This is a genomic window from Streptacidiphilus sp. P02-A3a (genome assembly GCF_014084105.1).
Lineage (GTDB): Bacteria > Actinomycetota > Actinomycetes > Streptomycetales > Streptomycetaceae > Streptacidiphilus.
The window spans coordinates 7263008-7277421 of the sequence record NZ_CP048289.1; the positions used below are offsets into that span (position 1 = coordinate 7263008).

11 protein-coding genes are annotated in these 14414 nt (G+C 75.3%); 1 reads left to right on the plus strand and 10 read right to left on the minus strand.

The window, feature by feature from the left end; genetic code table 11:
- Positions 1-324 precede the first annotated feature (324 nt).
- Positions 325-1923: a ribosomal protection-like ABC-F family protein gene (abc-f, locus tag GXP74_RS30465; RefSeq protein WP_182454443.1), complete on the minus strand. Its 1599-nt coding sequence runs from the start codon at positions 1921-1923 to the stop codon at positions 325-327.
- Positions 1924-1977: 54 nt separating this feature from the next.
- Positions 1978-2736 (minus strand): hypothetical protein, encoded by a 759-nt coding sequence (locus GXP74_RS30470; RefSeq protein ID WP_182454444.1) that lies wholly within the window; start codon positions 2734-2736, stop codon positions 1978-1980.
- A 153-nt stretch (positions 2737-2889) separates the two neighbouring features.
- Between GXP74_RS30470 and GXP74_RS30475 the strand changes: the two genes are divergently transcribed.
- Positions 2890-4191, plus strand: coding sequence for a glycoside hydrolase family 26 protein (locus tag GXP74_RS30475; RefSeq protein ID WP_182454446.1), 1302 nt, complete (start codon positions 2890-2892; stop codon positions 4189-4191).
- A 53-nt stretch (positions 4192-4244) separates the two neighbouring features.
- On the opposite strand, the gene GXP74_RS30480 is transcribed toward GXP74_RS30475, so the two are convergent.
- The 8 genes from GXP74_RS30480 to GXP74_RS30515 all read right to left on the minus strand — a co-directional run bounded on the left by GXP74_RS30480 (position 4245) and on the right by GXP74_RS30515 (position 14371).
- On the minus strand, positions 4245-5378 hold the full coding sequence (locus GXP74_RS30480; protein ID WP_225448310.1) for a GNAT family N-acetyltransferase: 1134 nt from the start codon (positions 5376-5378) through the stop codon (positions 4245-4247).
- Positions 5375-6262, minus strand: coding sequence for a hypothetical protein (locus GXP74_RS30485; RefSeq protein ID WP_182454447.1), 888 nt, complete (start codon positions 6260-6262; stop codon positions 5375-5377). The genes GXP74_RS30480 and GXP74_RS30485 overlap by 4 nt, the downstream gene beginning before the upstream one ends.
- Positions 6249-7553 (minus strand): glycosyltransferase, encoded by a 1305-nt coding sequence (locus GXP74_RS30490; protein ID WP_182454449.1) that lies wholly within the window; start codon positions 7551-7553, stop codon positions 6249-6251. Before GXP74_RS30490 ends, GXP74_RS30485 begins: the two co-directional genes overlap by 14 nt.
- Positions 7550-8386: a polysaccharide deacetylase family protein gene (locus GXP74_RS30495; protein ID WP_182454451.1), complete on the minus strand. Its 837-nt coding sequence runs from the start codon at positions 8384-8386 to the stop codon at positions 7550-7552. Before GXP74_RS30495 ends, GXP74_RS30490 begins: the two co-directional genes overlap by 4 nt.
- Positions 8383-10050: a lipid II flippase MurJ gene (locus tag GXP74_RS30500; RefSeq protein ID WP_182454453.1), complete on the minus strand. Its 1668-nt coding sequence runs from the start codon at positions 10048-10050 to the stop codon at positions 8383-8385. The genes GXP74_RS30495 and GXP74_RS30500 overlap by 4 nt, the downstream gene beginning before the upstream one ends.
- Complete coding sequence (locus GXP74_RS30505) at positions 10047-11444, minus strand: O-antigen ligase (protein ID WP_182454455.1); 1398 nt, start codon at positions 11442-11444, stop codon at positions 10047-10049. Before GXP74_RS30505 ends, GXP74_RS30500 begins: the two co-directional genes overlap by 4 nt.
- Before the next feature lie 5 nt (positions 11445-11449).
- The gene (locus GXP74_RS30510) at positions 11450-13027 is read right to left on the minus strand and encodes a sugar transferase (RefSeq protein WP_182454457.1); all 1578 of its coding nucleotides are present in this window, start codon (positions 13025-13027) and stop codon (positions 11450-11452) included.
- Positions 13028-13213: 186 nt separating this feature from the next.
- Positions 13214-14371 carry a glycosyltransferase gene (locus GXP74_RS30515; RefSeq protein ID WP_225448311.1) on the minus strand — a complete coding sequence of 386 codons (1158 nt, stop codon included), beginning with the start codon at positions 14369-14371 and terminating at the stop codon, positions 13214-13216.
- Between the last annotated feature and the right edge of the window lie 43 nt (positions 14372-14414).

The following is a 14414-nucleotide window of genomic DNA, read 5'->3' on the forward strand; positions in this document are numbered from 1 at the left end:
TAGCAAGTGCTCTGTCGGAATCCCATGATCACCCATGGGGGACCTTCTGGCCACCCATTCCGCAAGGTCGATACCGGGAAATTACGAGCGAAGGGGCGTTCCCGCGTGCGGTCCGAGCGCCCGTCACCGGGCTTCACGCCCCCCGACAGAACTGTGCTGACGAAGTGAATATGCTGATCAGCGGCGGTAAATGGGGAATGCACTGGATTCCTGACGGTCCGGAAAAACTCCTCCGTCACCCGCTGCGACGAAGTCGCATCCGATATGAACTCTTCTCGTCCAGATGCATGATCCCCGACTAGTCGCCGCCCGACCGGCCCAAGGTCAGGCCAGCGAGACCAGGTCGCCGTAGCTCTCGTTCCACAGGTCCTCGACGCCGTCCGGCAGCAGGATGATCCGCTCCGGCTCCAGCGCCAGCACCGCGCCCTCGTCGTGGGTGACCAGCACCACCGCGCCGGTGAACGACCGCAGCGCGCCCAGGATCTCCTCCCGGCTGGCCGGGTCGAGGTTGTTCGTCGGCTCGTCCAGCAGCAGCACGTTGGCGCTGGAGACCACCAGCGTGGCCAGGGCCAGCCGGGTCTTCTCGCCGCCGGAGAGCACCCCGGCGGGCTTGTCCACGTCGTCCCCGGTGAACAGGAAGGAGCCGAGGATCTTGCGCACCTCGACCAGGTCCATGTCCGGCGCGGCCGAGCGCATGTTCTCCAGGATGGTCCGGTCGTTGTCCAGGGTCTCGTGCTCCTGGGCGTAGTAGCCGATCTTCAGCCCGTGGCCGGGCAGCACCTCGCCGGTGTCCGGCTGCTCCACGCCCGCGAGCATCCGCAGCAGCGTGGTCTTGCCCGCGCCGTTCAGGCCCAGCACGACCACCTTGGAGCCCTTGTCGATGGCCAGGTTCACATCGGTGAAGATCTCCAGCGAACCGTAGGACTTCGACAGTCCGGAGGCGGTCAGCGGGGTCTTGCCGCAGGGCGCGGGATCCGGGAAACGGAGCTTGGCGACCCGGTCGCTCTGGCGCACCGCCTCAAGTCCGGAGAGCAATTTCTCGGCGCGGCGCGCCATGTTCTGCGCGGCGACGGTCTTCGTCGCCTTCGCCCGCATCTTGTCGGCCTGCGAGTTCAGCTGCGAAGCCTTCTTCTCGGCGTTGGCGCGCTCGCGCTTCCGGCGCTTCTCGTCCGCCTCGCGCTGCTGCTGGTAAAGCTTCCAGCCCATGTTGTAGACATCGATGCAGGTACGGTTGGCGTCCAGATAGAACACCTTGTTCACGACCGTCTCAACCAGCTCGATGTCGTGCGAGATGACGATGAAACCACCGCGGTAGGTCTTCAGGTAGTCCCGCAGCCAGACGATGGAGTCGGCGTCCAGGTGGTTGGTCGGCTCGTCCAGCAGCAGCGTGTCGGAGTCCGAGAAGAGGATCCGGGCCAGCTCCACCCGGCGGCGCTGGCCACCGGAGAGGGTGTGCAGCGGCTGGGCCAGGATCCGGTCCGGCAGGCCCAGGCTGGCGGCGATGGTGGCCGCCTCGGCCTCGGCCGCGTAGCCGCCCTTGGTCAGGAACTCGGTCTCCAGACGCGAGTACTTCTTCATCGCGTCGTCGCGGGTGGCGCCCTTGCCGTTGGCCATCTTCTCCTCGGCGATGCGCATCTTGCGCAGCACCGAGTCGAGTTCGCGGGCGGACAGGATCCGGTCGCTGGCCAGGACGTCCAGGTCGCCGGTGCGCGGGTCCTGCGGCAGGTAGCCGACCTCGCCGCTGATGGTGACCGACCCGGCGGCCGGGGTGCCCTCGCCCGCGAGGACCTTGGTCAGCGTGGTCTTTCCCGCGCCGTTGCGGCCGACGAGGCCGATCCGGTCCCCGGGCGCGACCCGGAAGGTCGCCGACTCGATCAGGATGCGGGCGCCGGCGCGCAGTTCGATGGCGTTGGCGGCGATCATGCTGAAGACACTCCCGGGGCGGCACTGGCGCGGGCCGTCGACACCGGCCCCAGCTCAAGATGCCCAGTCTACCGGGGGCGGGCCGGTATCAGGGCCGGGCGAGCGCCCGGGCGGCGGCGGCACCCGGTCGCTCCCGGTCGAAGCCGCGCCGGTCGGGGCCGGGGCGGCGAACGGGCCGACCAGGATCTGCCAGCGGCGGCCGTCCCGGCCGAAGCCCTCCACGGCCCCGTGGGCAGCGCAGGGACGGCCCACCACCACCGTGTCGCCGACCAGCTGCGCCCGGACCGGGTCGTAGGAGCAGCCCGGCGGCGGCAGGGTGTCGGTCCGGATCGCCCCGTCGGCTGTGGTGTACGTCACCACCAGGCCGGGGGTGAGCACCAGGAAGTCCTGGCCGCCGTCGAGCGGGGCCAGCAGCACCCCCCGGGCCGTCGCGCCGGTCCGGCGCAGCTCGGCCAGCCACCCGGCCAGGCCGGGGACGAACCGGTGCCAGCGGACGGCGGGCTGGTCCGGGGCCATCCCGGTGAGCATGCCGTCGTCCCAGACCGCGACCGTGGTCCCGGCCGCGCCGACCAGCCGCACCGGCGTCCGTCCCGGCCTCCGGTAGGACCAGACCGGGTGCCCGTCGCGGCGGTCGTAGGCCTGCACCGAGCGGTCCGCGCCGCGCCGCAGGGCGTCGGCGGAGGCGCTGCCGACGGACCTGGAGACCAGGTCGTCGCCGAAGGGCGCGGGGCGGTGGTCGCGGACGGCCGCGCCGAGCAGCGCGGTGCCGAGGAGCGCCAGCGGGGTGAGGAAGCCGAGCAGGGCGGTGCGCATGTGTCGACGTTAGGGGCTTGTCGGCGGTATATCCGACTTTGCCGGACGATGTCCGGCTGGTGGCTTCCGCTGCGGGTGTGTCCTGCGAGGTGGGGGCAGATGCGACGCCTACGGTGGGAGACCGGGCCACGGGCGAGCGAGGGTGGAGGGCCGATGCGGCGGTGGCGGGTACTGCTGACAGTGCTGACCGTGCTGTGCACGGCCTGCGGCCTGGTCGCGCTGACCACCGGAACGGCCCCGCTGGTCGGTCCGCCGGGCGCCGCCCCCAGCGGTTCCGCCGCGCCCTCGGGCTCCGGGGCCGACGGGACCGCGCTGCCGCCGCACGCGGTGCCGTTCGGCCTGTTCCTCGGCTCCGACGAGTCGGACGCCGAGGAGGCCAGGGTCAGCCAGTGGCTGGGCGGGGCGCCGATCCAGGTCGGGCACACCTACCTGCCCGGCAACAACTGGGACGACATCGAGGGCAGCCCGACGCTGCTGGGCGGCTGGGCGGTGTGGAAGGCCGAGCAGCCGCAGCGGATGCTGGTGATCGGCACCCCGATGCTGCCCGACAACGAGGGCGGCGTCCCCGCCGACGAGGTGCGGCAGCTGCTGCGGGAGGGTGCGGACGGCCGCAACGACGGGCACTTCACCACGCTGGCCGAGCGGCTGGTGGCGCTGGGGCTGTCGGACGCGGTGCTGACCCTGGGCTGGGAGATGAACGGCACCACCTACACCAGCCGCTGCGGCCCGGACCCGGAGGCGTGGAAGGGGTACTGGCGCCGGATCGTCACCGCGATGCGCGCGGTGCCCGGGCAGCACCTGCGGTTCGAGTTCGCGCCGACCCGGGGCGCGGATGCCCACCCCTGGCCCGACTGCTACCCCGGCGACGACGTCACCGACGTGGTCGGCATGGACAGTTACGACATGGCCGCCGACGACCCGGACGTCACCGCCGACTTCGACAGCTACATCCACGAGCCCTACGGCCTGCTGGCCCAGGTGCGCTTCGCCAGGCAGCACGGCAAGCCGGTGTCGTACCCGGAGTGGGGGATGTACAACCGGGGCGACGACCCGGCGTACGTGCAGCGGATGCTGGAGTGGATCGGCACCCACGACACCCTCTACCAGACCGTCACCGACTACTGCCCGCACGGCGTGTGGCGCTGCCCGAGCAACCCCCGGGCCAGCCGGGTCTTCCGCCGGATGCTGAGCGCCCCGACCCCGACGCCCTCGGCTTCGGTATCCGCCGCGGCTGCGGCTTCCGCTTCCGCGCGGCCGTCGCCGTCGCTCACGCCGGGGCTCACGCCGGGGCCGGTGCCGCTGCCGGTGCCGAGCCGGGGCCGCCCCTCGGTCGTCGCGGCCGGGGCGGGGACGCCGCGGCCGTCCGGGCCGGTCGGCTCGGGGCTCCCCCGGCCCGCGCCGACCGCGACCGCCACGCCGCAGGCGGTCCCGGTCCCCTCCGCCACGCACCGCTGACGACGTCGGCCCGCCACCCCCGTGGGGCGGCGGGCCGACGGGGGTGGCGGGGTTCAGCCGCGCAGCGAGCGGAGCCGACCGCGCACGGTGGCGAGCCAGGGCGCGCGGGTCCGCAGCGAGCGCAGCACCGCCCGGCGCAACCGGGCGCCGCCCGCGCGCAGCGCCACCGCCGGGCCGCCGCCGAGCAGCAGCCGCTGGTTGCGGGCCTGGTCCGGACGCCAGCGCTGCTTGTACGGCTCGTCCCCGCGCAGCAGGCTGAGTTCGCGCCGTCCGGTGTCGGCGGCGTGGGCCAGGCTCTCGCGGAACAGCATCCCGGCGATGTCGACCTGTTCCCGGGCCTCGGGGTGGACCCCGTAGAAGTAGATGGCGGCCAGGTCGGGCCCCTGGAGCAGCAGGTCGCTGGCGATCAGTCGGCCGTCCAGCCGGTACTGGCGGACGGCGGCCCGGTCGGTGGCGGACATCCGCCCGGCGGCGCGGCGCAGGTGCTCGGCGAAGCGGTCGCGCAGGTGCTCGGGGGTGGCCCCGCGTCCGCGCCACTGGAGTTCGTGCAGCAGCAGCAGTTCGCTGATGGCCTCCGGCACCTCCTCCGGCGGGACCCGCCGGGTCTCCACCCCGGCGGCGGCGAGCTTGCGCAGCTTGACCTTGGTGCGTTGGGCGGTGCGCCCCGGCAGCCGGGAGAGCAGCTCCTCGACCGGGACGCCGGGCAGGTGCTGGCAGATCGAGTCCGGCAGCGTCCGGACGGCGCCGGGCCAGTGGGCGACCAGGTGCTGGGCGGCGGAGTCCGGGCGCAGTTCGCGCAGGTCGAGCGCGGCCCACGGGCGGGCCAGGCCCAGCTCCCGGCCGAGCGTGCGGGCCAGGACGGCCGCCGCCTGGTCGGCGTGCTCGTCGTCGACCAGGACGTCCAGGAAGTCGGTGAGCCCGGCACCGACCGGGACCAGCAGCGGCAGCATCCGGCGACGGACCATCAGCGGCGCGGCGGCGACCAGCTGTCCGCCCCGGCGCACCGTCACCAGCCGCAGCCTGCCCTGACGGCCGTACGACTGCCACCAGGAGCAGAGCCAGCCGTGGCTCTGGAACGGGGTGGCCGGGGAGCAGCGGTCGAGCAGGTCGTCCCACTCGTCGGCGAGCGCCTCGAAGGCGGCGGTGTCGCGGTGGACCTCGGTGGTCCACAGGGTGGGGGCCGTCACCTGCGGGCCTTGGCGGCGGGGCGTTCGCGCGCGTCCTCCCGCGCGGACCCGCCCTCGTCGGTCGCGCCGGTCTCGGCGGTCCCGGCCTCATCGCCGGTCCCGGTCTCGTCGGTCCCGTCGGCCTCGGCCTCACCCTCGGTCTCGGTCTCGGCGGTCTCGGCGGTCTCGGCGGTCTCGGCGGTCTCGGCGGCGGTCTCCGCCGGGTCCGGGGTGTCGGTCTGCGCCGGTTCCCGCTCGGGCACCGACTCCCCCTCGGCCAGCGACCGGGGCTGCGGCAGTTCCGCCACCAGCCCCTCGGCCCCCACCAGCTCTACCGGCACCGCGGGCTCGCCCGCCACGGCGGGTGCCCGGCGTGCCAGCAGGACCAGGCCGCCGAGCAGTACCCCGGCCGCGGTGCCGACCGCCAGGTCGATGGCACGGGAGGGGGAGCTCGGCGCGGCCGGGGCCGCGGCGGTGGCGAACGGGAGCAGCCGTACCCCGGTCTGGGCGGTGGTGGCGTTGCCGAAGGCCACCAGCGACTCGGCCACGGTGTTGGCCTCCTTCGCGGCCAGCCGGGCGCGGTCGGCGGTGCCGCTGATCTGGATCATCGGCGCGTCCGGCGAGGTGACCGCCTCCACCCGGCCGCTGAGCTCGGCCAGCGGCAGGCCGGTCTTCGCCGCCGGACCGAGCAGGATCTCCGGCTGGCTGATGATCCGACCGTAGGCCTGGGCGAAGTTGACCGCGGTGGCGCTGTCCGCGCCGCCCCTGGGGACCGCCATCACATAGGCGTTCGCCACGTAGGCGGGTGCGGCGGCGAGCGCGTAGCCGCCCCCGCACAGCGCGCCCAGCGGCACCGCCGCCAGCATCGGCCACCAGCGGCGCAGGCTGCGGTCAGTGGTCACCATGGGTCTCCTCCGGTACGGACACGATCGGTCGCGGGCTGGGCCTCGGCGGCGCGGGCTTCGGCGGGCTGGGCTTCGGCGGGCTGGGCTTCGGCGGGGTCGGTTTGGGCGGCGCGGGCTCGGGCGGGGTGGGGGTCTCGGCGGTGTCGGGCCGCGGGGCCGCCGGGTGGTCGGCGACCTGCTGGTACAGCTCGGCGACGGCGAGGGCCAGCCGGGCCATGTCGTAGTGCCGGACCGCCTCCGGCTGGGCCGGGGCGCCCGCCCGGCGCGGGCCGCCGGTCCGCAGCGCCTGTAGCTCGGCCGCGTAGGCCGACGGCCGGGCCAGCGTCCGGCGCGCCCCGGGGGCCGCCCCCTCCGGCAGTTCGGCCAGCGCCGGTCCGGAGGACCAGCGCACCGGCAGCCCGGCCGCCAGCGCCTCCAGCAGCGCCAGCCCGAAGGTCTCCACCGTCGACGGCGCGGCCAGCACGTCCATCGCGGTGAGCAGTTCCGGGACGTCGTCGCGCTCCCCGGCGAACACCACCCGGTCGGCCACCCCGGCCGCCCGGGCCCGCTGCTCCAGCGCCGCGCGCTCGCCGCCGTCGCCGACCAGCAGCAGCCGGACCTCCGGCGCACCCTCGGTCCGCGGCAGCAGGGCGAGCGCGTCCACCAGGATGTCGAACCGCTTGCCCGGGACCAGGCGGCCCACCCCGCCGAAGACGAAGGCGTCCTGGGGCAGGCCGAGCGCGGCCCGGACCGCCTGCCTGGTCGCCGCCCGGACCGGCGCGGGCTGCCGGTAGCGGGCCGCGCCGACGCCGTTCGGGATCACTCGGACCCGGTGCTCGGGCACCCCCCAGTCGGCCAGCCGCTCCGCCACCGCCCGGGAGACCGCGACCGTGCACCGGCCGAGCCGCTCGGTGGCCAGGTAGAGCGCCCGCACCCCGAAGGTGATCCGGCGGCCCTCGATGGTCTGCGCGAGCAGCGAGTGCTCGGTGGTGACGATCGCCCGCACCCCGGCCAGCCGGGCGGCGATCCGCCCGTACACCGACGCCCGGTACAGGTGGCAGTGCACCACGTCGTAGCCCTCGCGGCGGATCAGCCGGGCCAGCCGGGGCAGCGCCGCCAGGTCCCGGTTGCCGCGCATGGCCAGGTCGCCGACCCTGACCCCGTCCGCGCGCAGCCCGGCGGCGACGATGCCGGGGTTGGTCAGGGCGACCACGTCGCACTGGTACTCCGGGGGCAGATGCCGCAGCAGCAGCCGCAGTTGCTGCTCCGCGCCGCCCGCGCCGAGCCCGGTGATCACGTGCAGGACCTTCATGCCATGCTCCCTCGGTCGGCCCGTCGCCAGGCTCTGACCCGGTGTCGGGCCCGCTTCGCGCACAGCCGCCCGGCGCCGTCGCGTTCGCCGACGTAGCAGCGGGGCAGCGCCCAGCGACCGGTGAGGTCGCAGTGGTCGATGGCGACGGCGTGGCTGTAGCCGCTGTCCCTGACCGCCGCGACCGCCTGCCGGTCCAGCGCGCCGTACGGGTAGCAGAAGCCGGTGACCGGGCGCTCCAGCAGGTCCTCCAGCAGTTCCCGGCTGCGGCCGGTCTCCAGCGCCAGCTGCTCCGGTGGCAGGCCGCGCAGCGGGCGGTGGTTGAGGCCGTGCGAGCCGATCTCCAGGCCGCGCCGGGCGACCGCGCGGACCTGCTCGCGGCTCATCAGCGGCTTGCGCGGGGCGTCCGCGTCCCAGGTGTTGTGGCTGCCCAGGCGTCCGGCGACGACGTAGGCGGTGGCGGTGAAGCCGTACCGCTCCAGTACCGGCAGGACCTGCCCCGGCAGGTCCGCGTAGCCGTCGTCGAAGGTCAGGCCGACCAGTCCGGCGGCCCGGCCGATGGCGTGCGCGGCCAGCAGTTCGGCGATCGCCACGCCGCGCAGGCCGCGGCGCTGGAGCCAGGCCATCTGCCGGGCGAAGCGGGCCGGGGTGACCGTCAGCTGGTACGGGTCCTCCGGGGCCTCGTCGACCGAGTGGTACATCAGCGTCCACGGCGCCCCGCCCGGACCGATGTCCGGCCACGGCTCCCGGGCCCGCTCCGGCGCCGCGCCGGTCGCGATCGGCGGACCGGACGCGGTCCGGTCCCGGCTCTCCTGACGGGGCGTATCAGCGGTCATGCCCGCTCTCCTTTCCTTGCCCGCCCCGCGACCGCCGGGGCGTGGGTCCGTAGCCGACCGGTCAGCAGGGCCAGCGCGGCGACGAAGGCGGTGAGACCGGCGGCCGTGCCCAGCGGCACCGCGAGCAGCGGGTCGGTCCCGGCCCGGCTGGCGGCCCCGTACGCGGCGGCGGTCGCGAGCGCGCCCGCGAGCAGCAGCCGGAGCTGGGTGAGCAGCACCGCCGGGACCCGGACCGGGACCCCGCGCGCGCGCAGCGCGCCGAGCAGCAGCGCGGCGGTCAGGGTGATCCCGGCGGCGTTGGCGGCGGCCAGTCCGAGCGCGCCGAAGCGGTGCGCGGTGGCGGCCCCGATCGCGGCGGTGACCAGCAGGCCCAGGGCCATCGCGGCGATCGGGTACCAGTCGCTGCGTTCGCGCCGCAGCGCCGGGCCGCCCGGGTTCACCGCCGGGCGGACCGAGAAGAACGGCCGCACCAGCGTGCCGACCATCGCCTGGCCGAGCAGGCCGAGGCTGTAGACCCGCATCGCCGCCGCCGTGGCGGCGGTGTCGGCCGCGGTGAACGCCCCTCGCTGGAACAGCAGTTCGACGATCCAGGGGGCGCAGGCGACGAGTACCGCGGTACCGGCCAGGACGACCGCGCCGACCAGCTCCAGATCCCGCTCGACCCGGCGGCGGGCGGCCTCGGTGTCGCCCTCCGCCAGCGCCCGGGCGACCAGCGGGAAGGTGACCGTGCAGACCATCATGCCCAGGGTCATCGCCATCTGGGCGACCTTCTCGGCGTAGTTCAGGTGCGAGATGGTGCCCGGCGCCAGCGAGGAGGCGAGGAAGCGCTCGACGAAGACCTGTGCCTGCCGGGTGAGGGTGAACAGGGCCACCGGCAGCAGCGCCAGCGGGCTGATCGCCAGCGGCTGCCGGTGGCCGCCGCGCCGGGCCGCGGCGAGGCCGCCGCAGTGCCGGGCGAACAGCGGCAGCAGCAGCGCCGTCATCAGCGCGCTGCCGAGGGCGACCCCGGCCGCCGCCGCGCGCACCCCCAGGCTGCCGTGCAGCAGCAGCATCACGCTGAGGATGCCCGCGTTGTAGACGATGTAGACGGCGCCCGGGCCGGTGAAGCGGTGGTGCGCCCGCAGTCCGGCGCTGAGGTAGCCGGTGAGGCCGAACGGCAGCACGGTGAGCGCGGTCAGCCGGGTGCAGACCACCGCCAGGCCCGGGTCGGGCAGGCCCGGCGCGAGCATCCCGACCAGCAGCGGCGCTCCCAGCGCGGTGGCCGCCGAGAGCCCGGCCAGTAGCAGCGCCAGCGGCGGCAGGGTGGCCGCGACCAGTTCCCGGACCGGATCCCGGACCTGGACCAGCGAGCTGCCGGACGGCCGCCGGAGCCGCCCGGCGGGTTCGGCTCGGGCGGCCAGGGCGAGGCTGAAGGCGGGCACCATCAGGAAGGCCATGGCGTCCTCGATCAGCAGCGGGGCCGCCGTCTCCGGGACGGTCCAGGACACCAGGAAGGCGTCGGTGCCCTGGTCCGCGCCGTAGAGGCGGGCCAGCAGCAGGTCGCGCAGCAGGCCGAGCAGCGAACCGGCGGCGCTGAGCAGCGCGGTGATGCCGAAGGCGCGGGCCAGGAAGCCGCTCGCGGCACGGGGGGCGTCCTCGGTGGGGCGGGGGGCGGTGAGCGTCACAGCGCTTCGGCACCGCCGTCGGGCACGCCGCCACCGAACGCACCGCCACCGAACGCGCCGTACCCGGCCAGGCCGAGGACGAAGGAGACCAGCACCGTGGCCGGTCCGCCGATGTCGGCGTAGAGGAAGTCGACCAACTGCCAGACCAGCAGCCCGAGCAGGGCCGCGCCGAGGGCGTCCGGCGCGGCGGCGGCGCGCGATCGCCAGGCCCGCCGCAGCAGGCCGGTGAGCAGGCCGAGGAACAGCGCGGCGAAGGCGGTCAGCCCGACCAGCCCCTGCTCGCTGAGCACCAGCAGGTACATGTTGTGCGGCGAGAGCAGCGGCTCGCGGCTGAAGCCGGCGCCGGCCCCGGCCGTGTCGCTGCCGGAGGAGAGCCGCAGCGGCGCGTGGGCGTCCCGGAACTGCGGGAACTCCTTGGGTCCGACGCCGGTCGCCGGGTGCTGCCGCCAGATCGCCCCGGCGGTGGCCCACAGGTCGTAGCGGTCGCTGACCGAGTGGTCCGGGGCTCCGCCGGTGACCGAGGCGATGGTGCCGAGCCGGGCGACCACGCTGTCCCCGCCCAGGCCCAGGCCGCCGACCAGGACCACGGCGGCGGCCAGCGCGAACACCGCCCCGCGCAGCAGCAGCCGGACATCGGTGAGCAGCAGCCCGAGGCCGACCGCGCAGCCGGTGGCGATCCAGCTGCCGCGGCTGAACGACAGCGCCAGCGGCGCCACCAGCAGCAGCGCGGCCAGCCCGAATCCGGCGGCGGCCCGGCGGCGCCCGGCGGCGCGGGCCTCCAGCGCCAGTCCGAGCGCGGCGATCAGCCCGTAGCTGACCACGGCGGACATCGCCATGATGTCCTGCGCGCCGAAGGTACCGACGGCGCGGACGGTGCCGCCGTCGTAGGAGGCGCCGGTGCCGGTCAGGTACTGGTTCACCCCGACCGCGCCCTCCACCAGGGCGGCGGCGATCAGCGCGCCCAGCAGCAGCCGCAGGTCCCGCCGTCGGCGCAGGCTGAGCAGCACCGCCAGCGGCACCAGCACGAACACCTGGACGATCCGGACGAAGCCGGACAGGCTCTGCGCCGGGTCCTGCGAGGCGGCCGCGGCGACGGCGACGGCCAGCACCACCCCGCCGAACAGCAGCGCCGCCGGGACCGGCAGCAGCCGGGACCGGCCCAGGCGCAGCTCGGCGGCGGCGCGCAGCCCGCAGACGCCGACCAGGCCGACCGAGACCACGTCGGCCGGGGTGACGTGGACGGCGGCGGTGACGTCCTGGTCGCCGCCGGTGGGCAGGCAGACCAGCAGCACGGTGGCGGCGGCCAGCGCCGCCGGGAGCCGGTCGGAGGCCAGTACCCGCCGGAGCGCGCGCGGCGGTTCCGGCCGCGGTGCGGCGGTGGTCAGCAGGGTCATCCGGGTCAGCTCCCGCCGGGGCGAAGGACCGAGGCGAGCGTCCGCAGCAGGATCTTGACGTCCTGCCAGAGGCTCCAGCTCTCGATGTAGTAGTTGTCGAAGCGGGTCCGGTCCTCGATCGAGGTGTCCCCGCGCAGGCCGTGGACCTGGGCGAATCCGGTGATGCCGACCGGGACCCGGTGCCGGTCGCCGTAGCTCTGGTAGGCGTGGGTGAACCGGGCGACGAAGTAGGGGCGTTCCGGGCGCGGACCGACCAGGCTCATGTCGCCGCGCAGCACGTTCCACAGCTGCGGCAGCTCGTCCAGCGAGGTGCGCCGCAGGAAGCGGCCGGTGGGGCCGAGCCGGTGGTCCTGGGAGATGTTCCAGCGGGTGGCCGACTCGTTCTCGTCGTCGGGGCGCAGGGTACGGAACTTGAGCACGGTGAAGGGCCGGCCGTCGAGGCCGACCCGTTCCTGACGGAAGATCACCCCGGGGCCGCCGTCCAGGCGTACCGCGAGCGCGCAGCCGGCCAGCACCGGTGCGGCCAGCAGCAGGCCGACGGCCGCCAGCGCGGTGTCCACGCAGCGTTTGACCGCCCAGGTGGGGCGGTGCATCGCGGGCTGGCCGAGGCGCAGACAGGGGAACCCCCACAGGTGGTCCACGGCGGCGGCGCGGCGGTTGCCGAACTCGAAGGCCCCGAAGTCGGGGACGCCGGGGACGAACCACACCTCGCAGCCGTACCGGGTGGCGGTGCGCAGCGTCCGCGCGGCCTGGGGGTCGCCGCTGCCGCCGAAGGTGATGATCACGTCGGTGACGTCCTGCCCGGCGATCTCCAGGTCCAGTGCCTCGGGGCCGCCGAGCACCGGGACGGCGGCGCTGGCGGCCAGGCCGGGGGCGAGCGCCGGGGCGGCGGCCAGGACCGCCTCCTCGGCCGGGCCCAGCGGCGGTTCGGAGTCGATGTAGCCGACCGGGCGCAGGCCGTACTCGGGGTGCTCCAGCAGCGCGGCGGCGACCCGGCGGCCGATCTGCCCGGCCCCGGCGATCAGGGTCGGCCTCGGGTGGCGCCGCCGGGTGCGGCGGAGCACCGCGTAGACGGCGGCGCGGCCGGGCAGGTCGAGGGCGAGCTGGCAGAGCAGCAGCCCGAGCAGCAGTCGGCCGTCCTCGGGGACGGCGCTCGGCCACAGGCCGTGCAGGCAGTGGTCGAGGGTGAGCGCGAACGCAGCCGAGGCGACGGCCCGGCCGCTGAGCGCGGGGAACTCGTCCAGGGCGGAGGGGGCGAGCCTGGTCCGGTAGAGCCCGCCCGCGTTGTTGAACAGCACCAGGACCGGGAACAGCCCGCTGGCCGCCCAGAGCGCGCCGAACAGGTCGCGGTTGCCGGCGGCGGCGACGGCGGCGAACACGGCCAGGCCGTCGACCACGAGCAGCGCCGTGGGCAGTCCGCCGCCGCGGGGTTCGGCGCGGTCCGTTCCGGTGGCCGGGCGGACCGGCGCGACGCGGTCCTGGACGCCGCCGGTCGCGCTGCGGGCGAGGGCGAGCAGCCCGTGGCCCGAGGTGGTGGCCGCGAGGCCCGGGGGCGGCAGTTCATCGTTGTCGATGGTGGTCATCAGCGCACGTACTCCCCTGCTCTAGGTCCGTGGCGTCAGAGGCCGCCTGCTGCCACGGGCGGGGTCGAGGTAGCACCTGCTGCCGCGCCCGGCATCCGGCTGGACTCACCGAGAAGAATGTGGCAGGTGAATTGGACATTACCGACATAAGACACATGAATTCAGCGCGAACGCCTGTTGTTCACCCTAATGACTAATAGTCATACCTTTATCGTCATATGTCTGTTCTGCGCCGTTTCGGCGCTCGCTCAGCACGTCCTGGTACACCCGTGCCACCCGCTCCCGGGTGAGCCGCACATCGCGCCGGTCGAAGACGTCCAGCCAGCCCCGCAGCCCCTCGGCGCGACAGCCCTCGCGGTCGGCCAGCCGAGCGGCCAGGGCCTCCCGCAGCGCGTCCGGATCGCCCGGCGGTACCGGCCCGGGCGCTCCCGCGGGCAGGCACTCGCGGGACCCGGCCACATCGGTCAGCAGCACCGGCCGGGAGCAGGCCATGGCCTCCAGCGGGGCCAGCGCCATCCCCTCCCAGCGGGAGGGGAGCACCATCAGGTCGGCCGCCACGTACCAGTCGCGCGGGTCCTCGACCGGACCGGCGAAACGGACGCTGTCGGGGTCCGGGAGTTCCGCCGCCAATTCCTCAAGGGCGGCCCGGTCCGGCCCGTCGCCGACCAGGACCAGCCGTGCGCCGGGGACCCGCGCGGGCACCCCGGCCCAGGCCCGGAGCAGCACGTCCTGGCCCTTTTGCCGACAGAGCCGGCCGACGCAGACGGCGACCGGGGCGGCCGGGTCGTCGTCCAGACCGAGGATCGCCCGGGCCCGGTCGCGGGTGGGCAGCCGGGCGGAGTCGAAGCGGTCCAGGTCCAGGCCGTTCGGCGCGAGCGCCCACACCCCGCGCAGCCCGGCCGCCTCGCCCTCGCGGCGCTCCTGCTCGCTGACGCACAGCAGCCGGTCGGTCCAGCGGACCGCCCGGCGCTCCCAGACCCGCGCGGCCGCGGCCACCGGTCCCGACACCGCCGCGAACGACCAGGCGTGCGGCTGGAAGACGGTCGGCCGGGCGCCCCGGAGGGCCAGCCGTCCGGCCAGTCCGGCCTTGGCGCTGTGCAGGTGGACCAGCTGCGGGTCGCTCTCGGCGATCACCCGGCGCAACGCGGCCACCTCGCCCGGCAGTCCGGGGCCCGGACCGCGCCCGGCGGTCCAGGTGCGGACCCGTACCCCGGCGGTGACCGCCATCCCGGCCAGCCGCCCGCCCTCGGGGCAGGCGAGCACCACCCGGTGGCCGTCCGCGACCTGGCCGCGCGCCAGGTCGGCCACCACCTGGGCGACGCCGCCGTCGACGGGCTGGGACACATGAAGGATCGTCAGGGGCACGGCGATCAACCTAGGGCGCGGC

Coding starts and splice junctions, on each gene's coding strand:
- GXP74_RS30470 (WP_182454444.1), bottom strand. CDS start 2,736: ATGCGCACCGCCCTGCTCGGCTTCCTCACCCCGCTGGCGCTCCTCGGC.
- GXP74_RS30490 (WP_182454449.1), bottom strand. CDS start 7,553: ATGAAGGTCCTGCACGTGATCACCGGGCTCGGCGCGGGCGGCGCGGAG.
- GXP74_RS30510 (WP_182454457.1), bottom strand. CDS start 13,027: ATGACCACCATCGACAACGATGAACTGCCGCCCCCGGGCCTCGCGGCC.
- GXP74_RS30505 (WP_182454455.1), bottom strand. CDS start 11,444: ATGACCCTGCTGACCACCGCCGCACCGCGGCCGGAACCGCCGCGCGCG.
- GXP74_RS30495 (WP_182454451.1), bottom strand. CDS start 8,386: ATGACCGCTGATACGCCCCGTCAGGAGAGCCGGGACCGGACCGCGTCC.
- abc-f (WP_182454443.1), bottom strand. CDS start 1,923: ATGATCGCCGCCAACGCCATCGAACTGCGCGCCGGCGCCCGCATCCTG.
- GXP74_RS30475 (WP_182454446.1), top strand. CDS start 2,890: ATGCGGCGGTGGCGGGTACTGCTGACAGTGCTGACCGTGCTGTGCACG.
- GXP74_RS30485 (WP_182454447.1), bottom strand. CDS start 6,262: ATGGTGACCACTGACCGCAGCCTGCGCCGCTGGTGGCCGATGCTGGCG.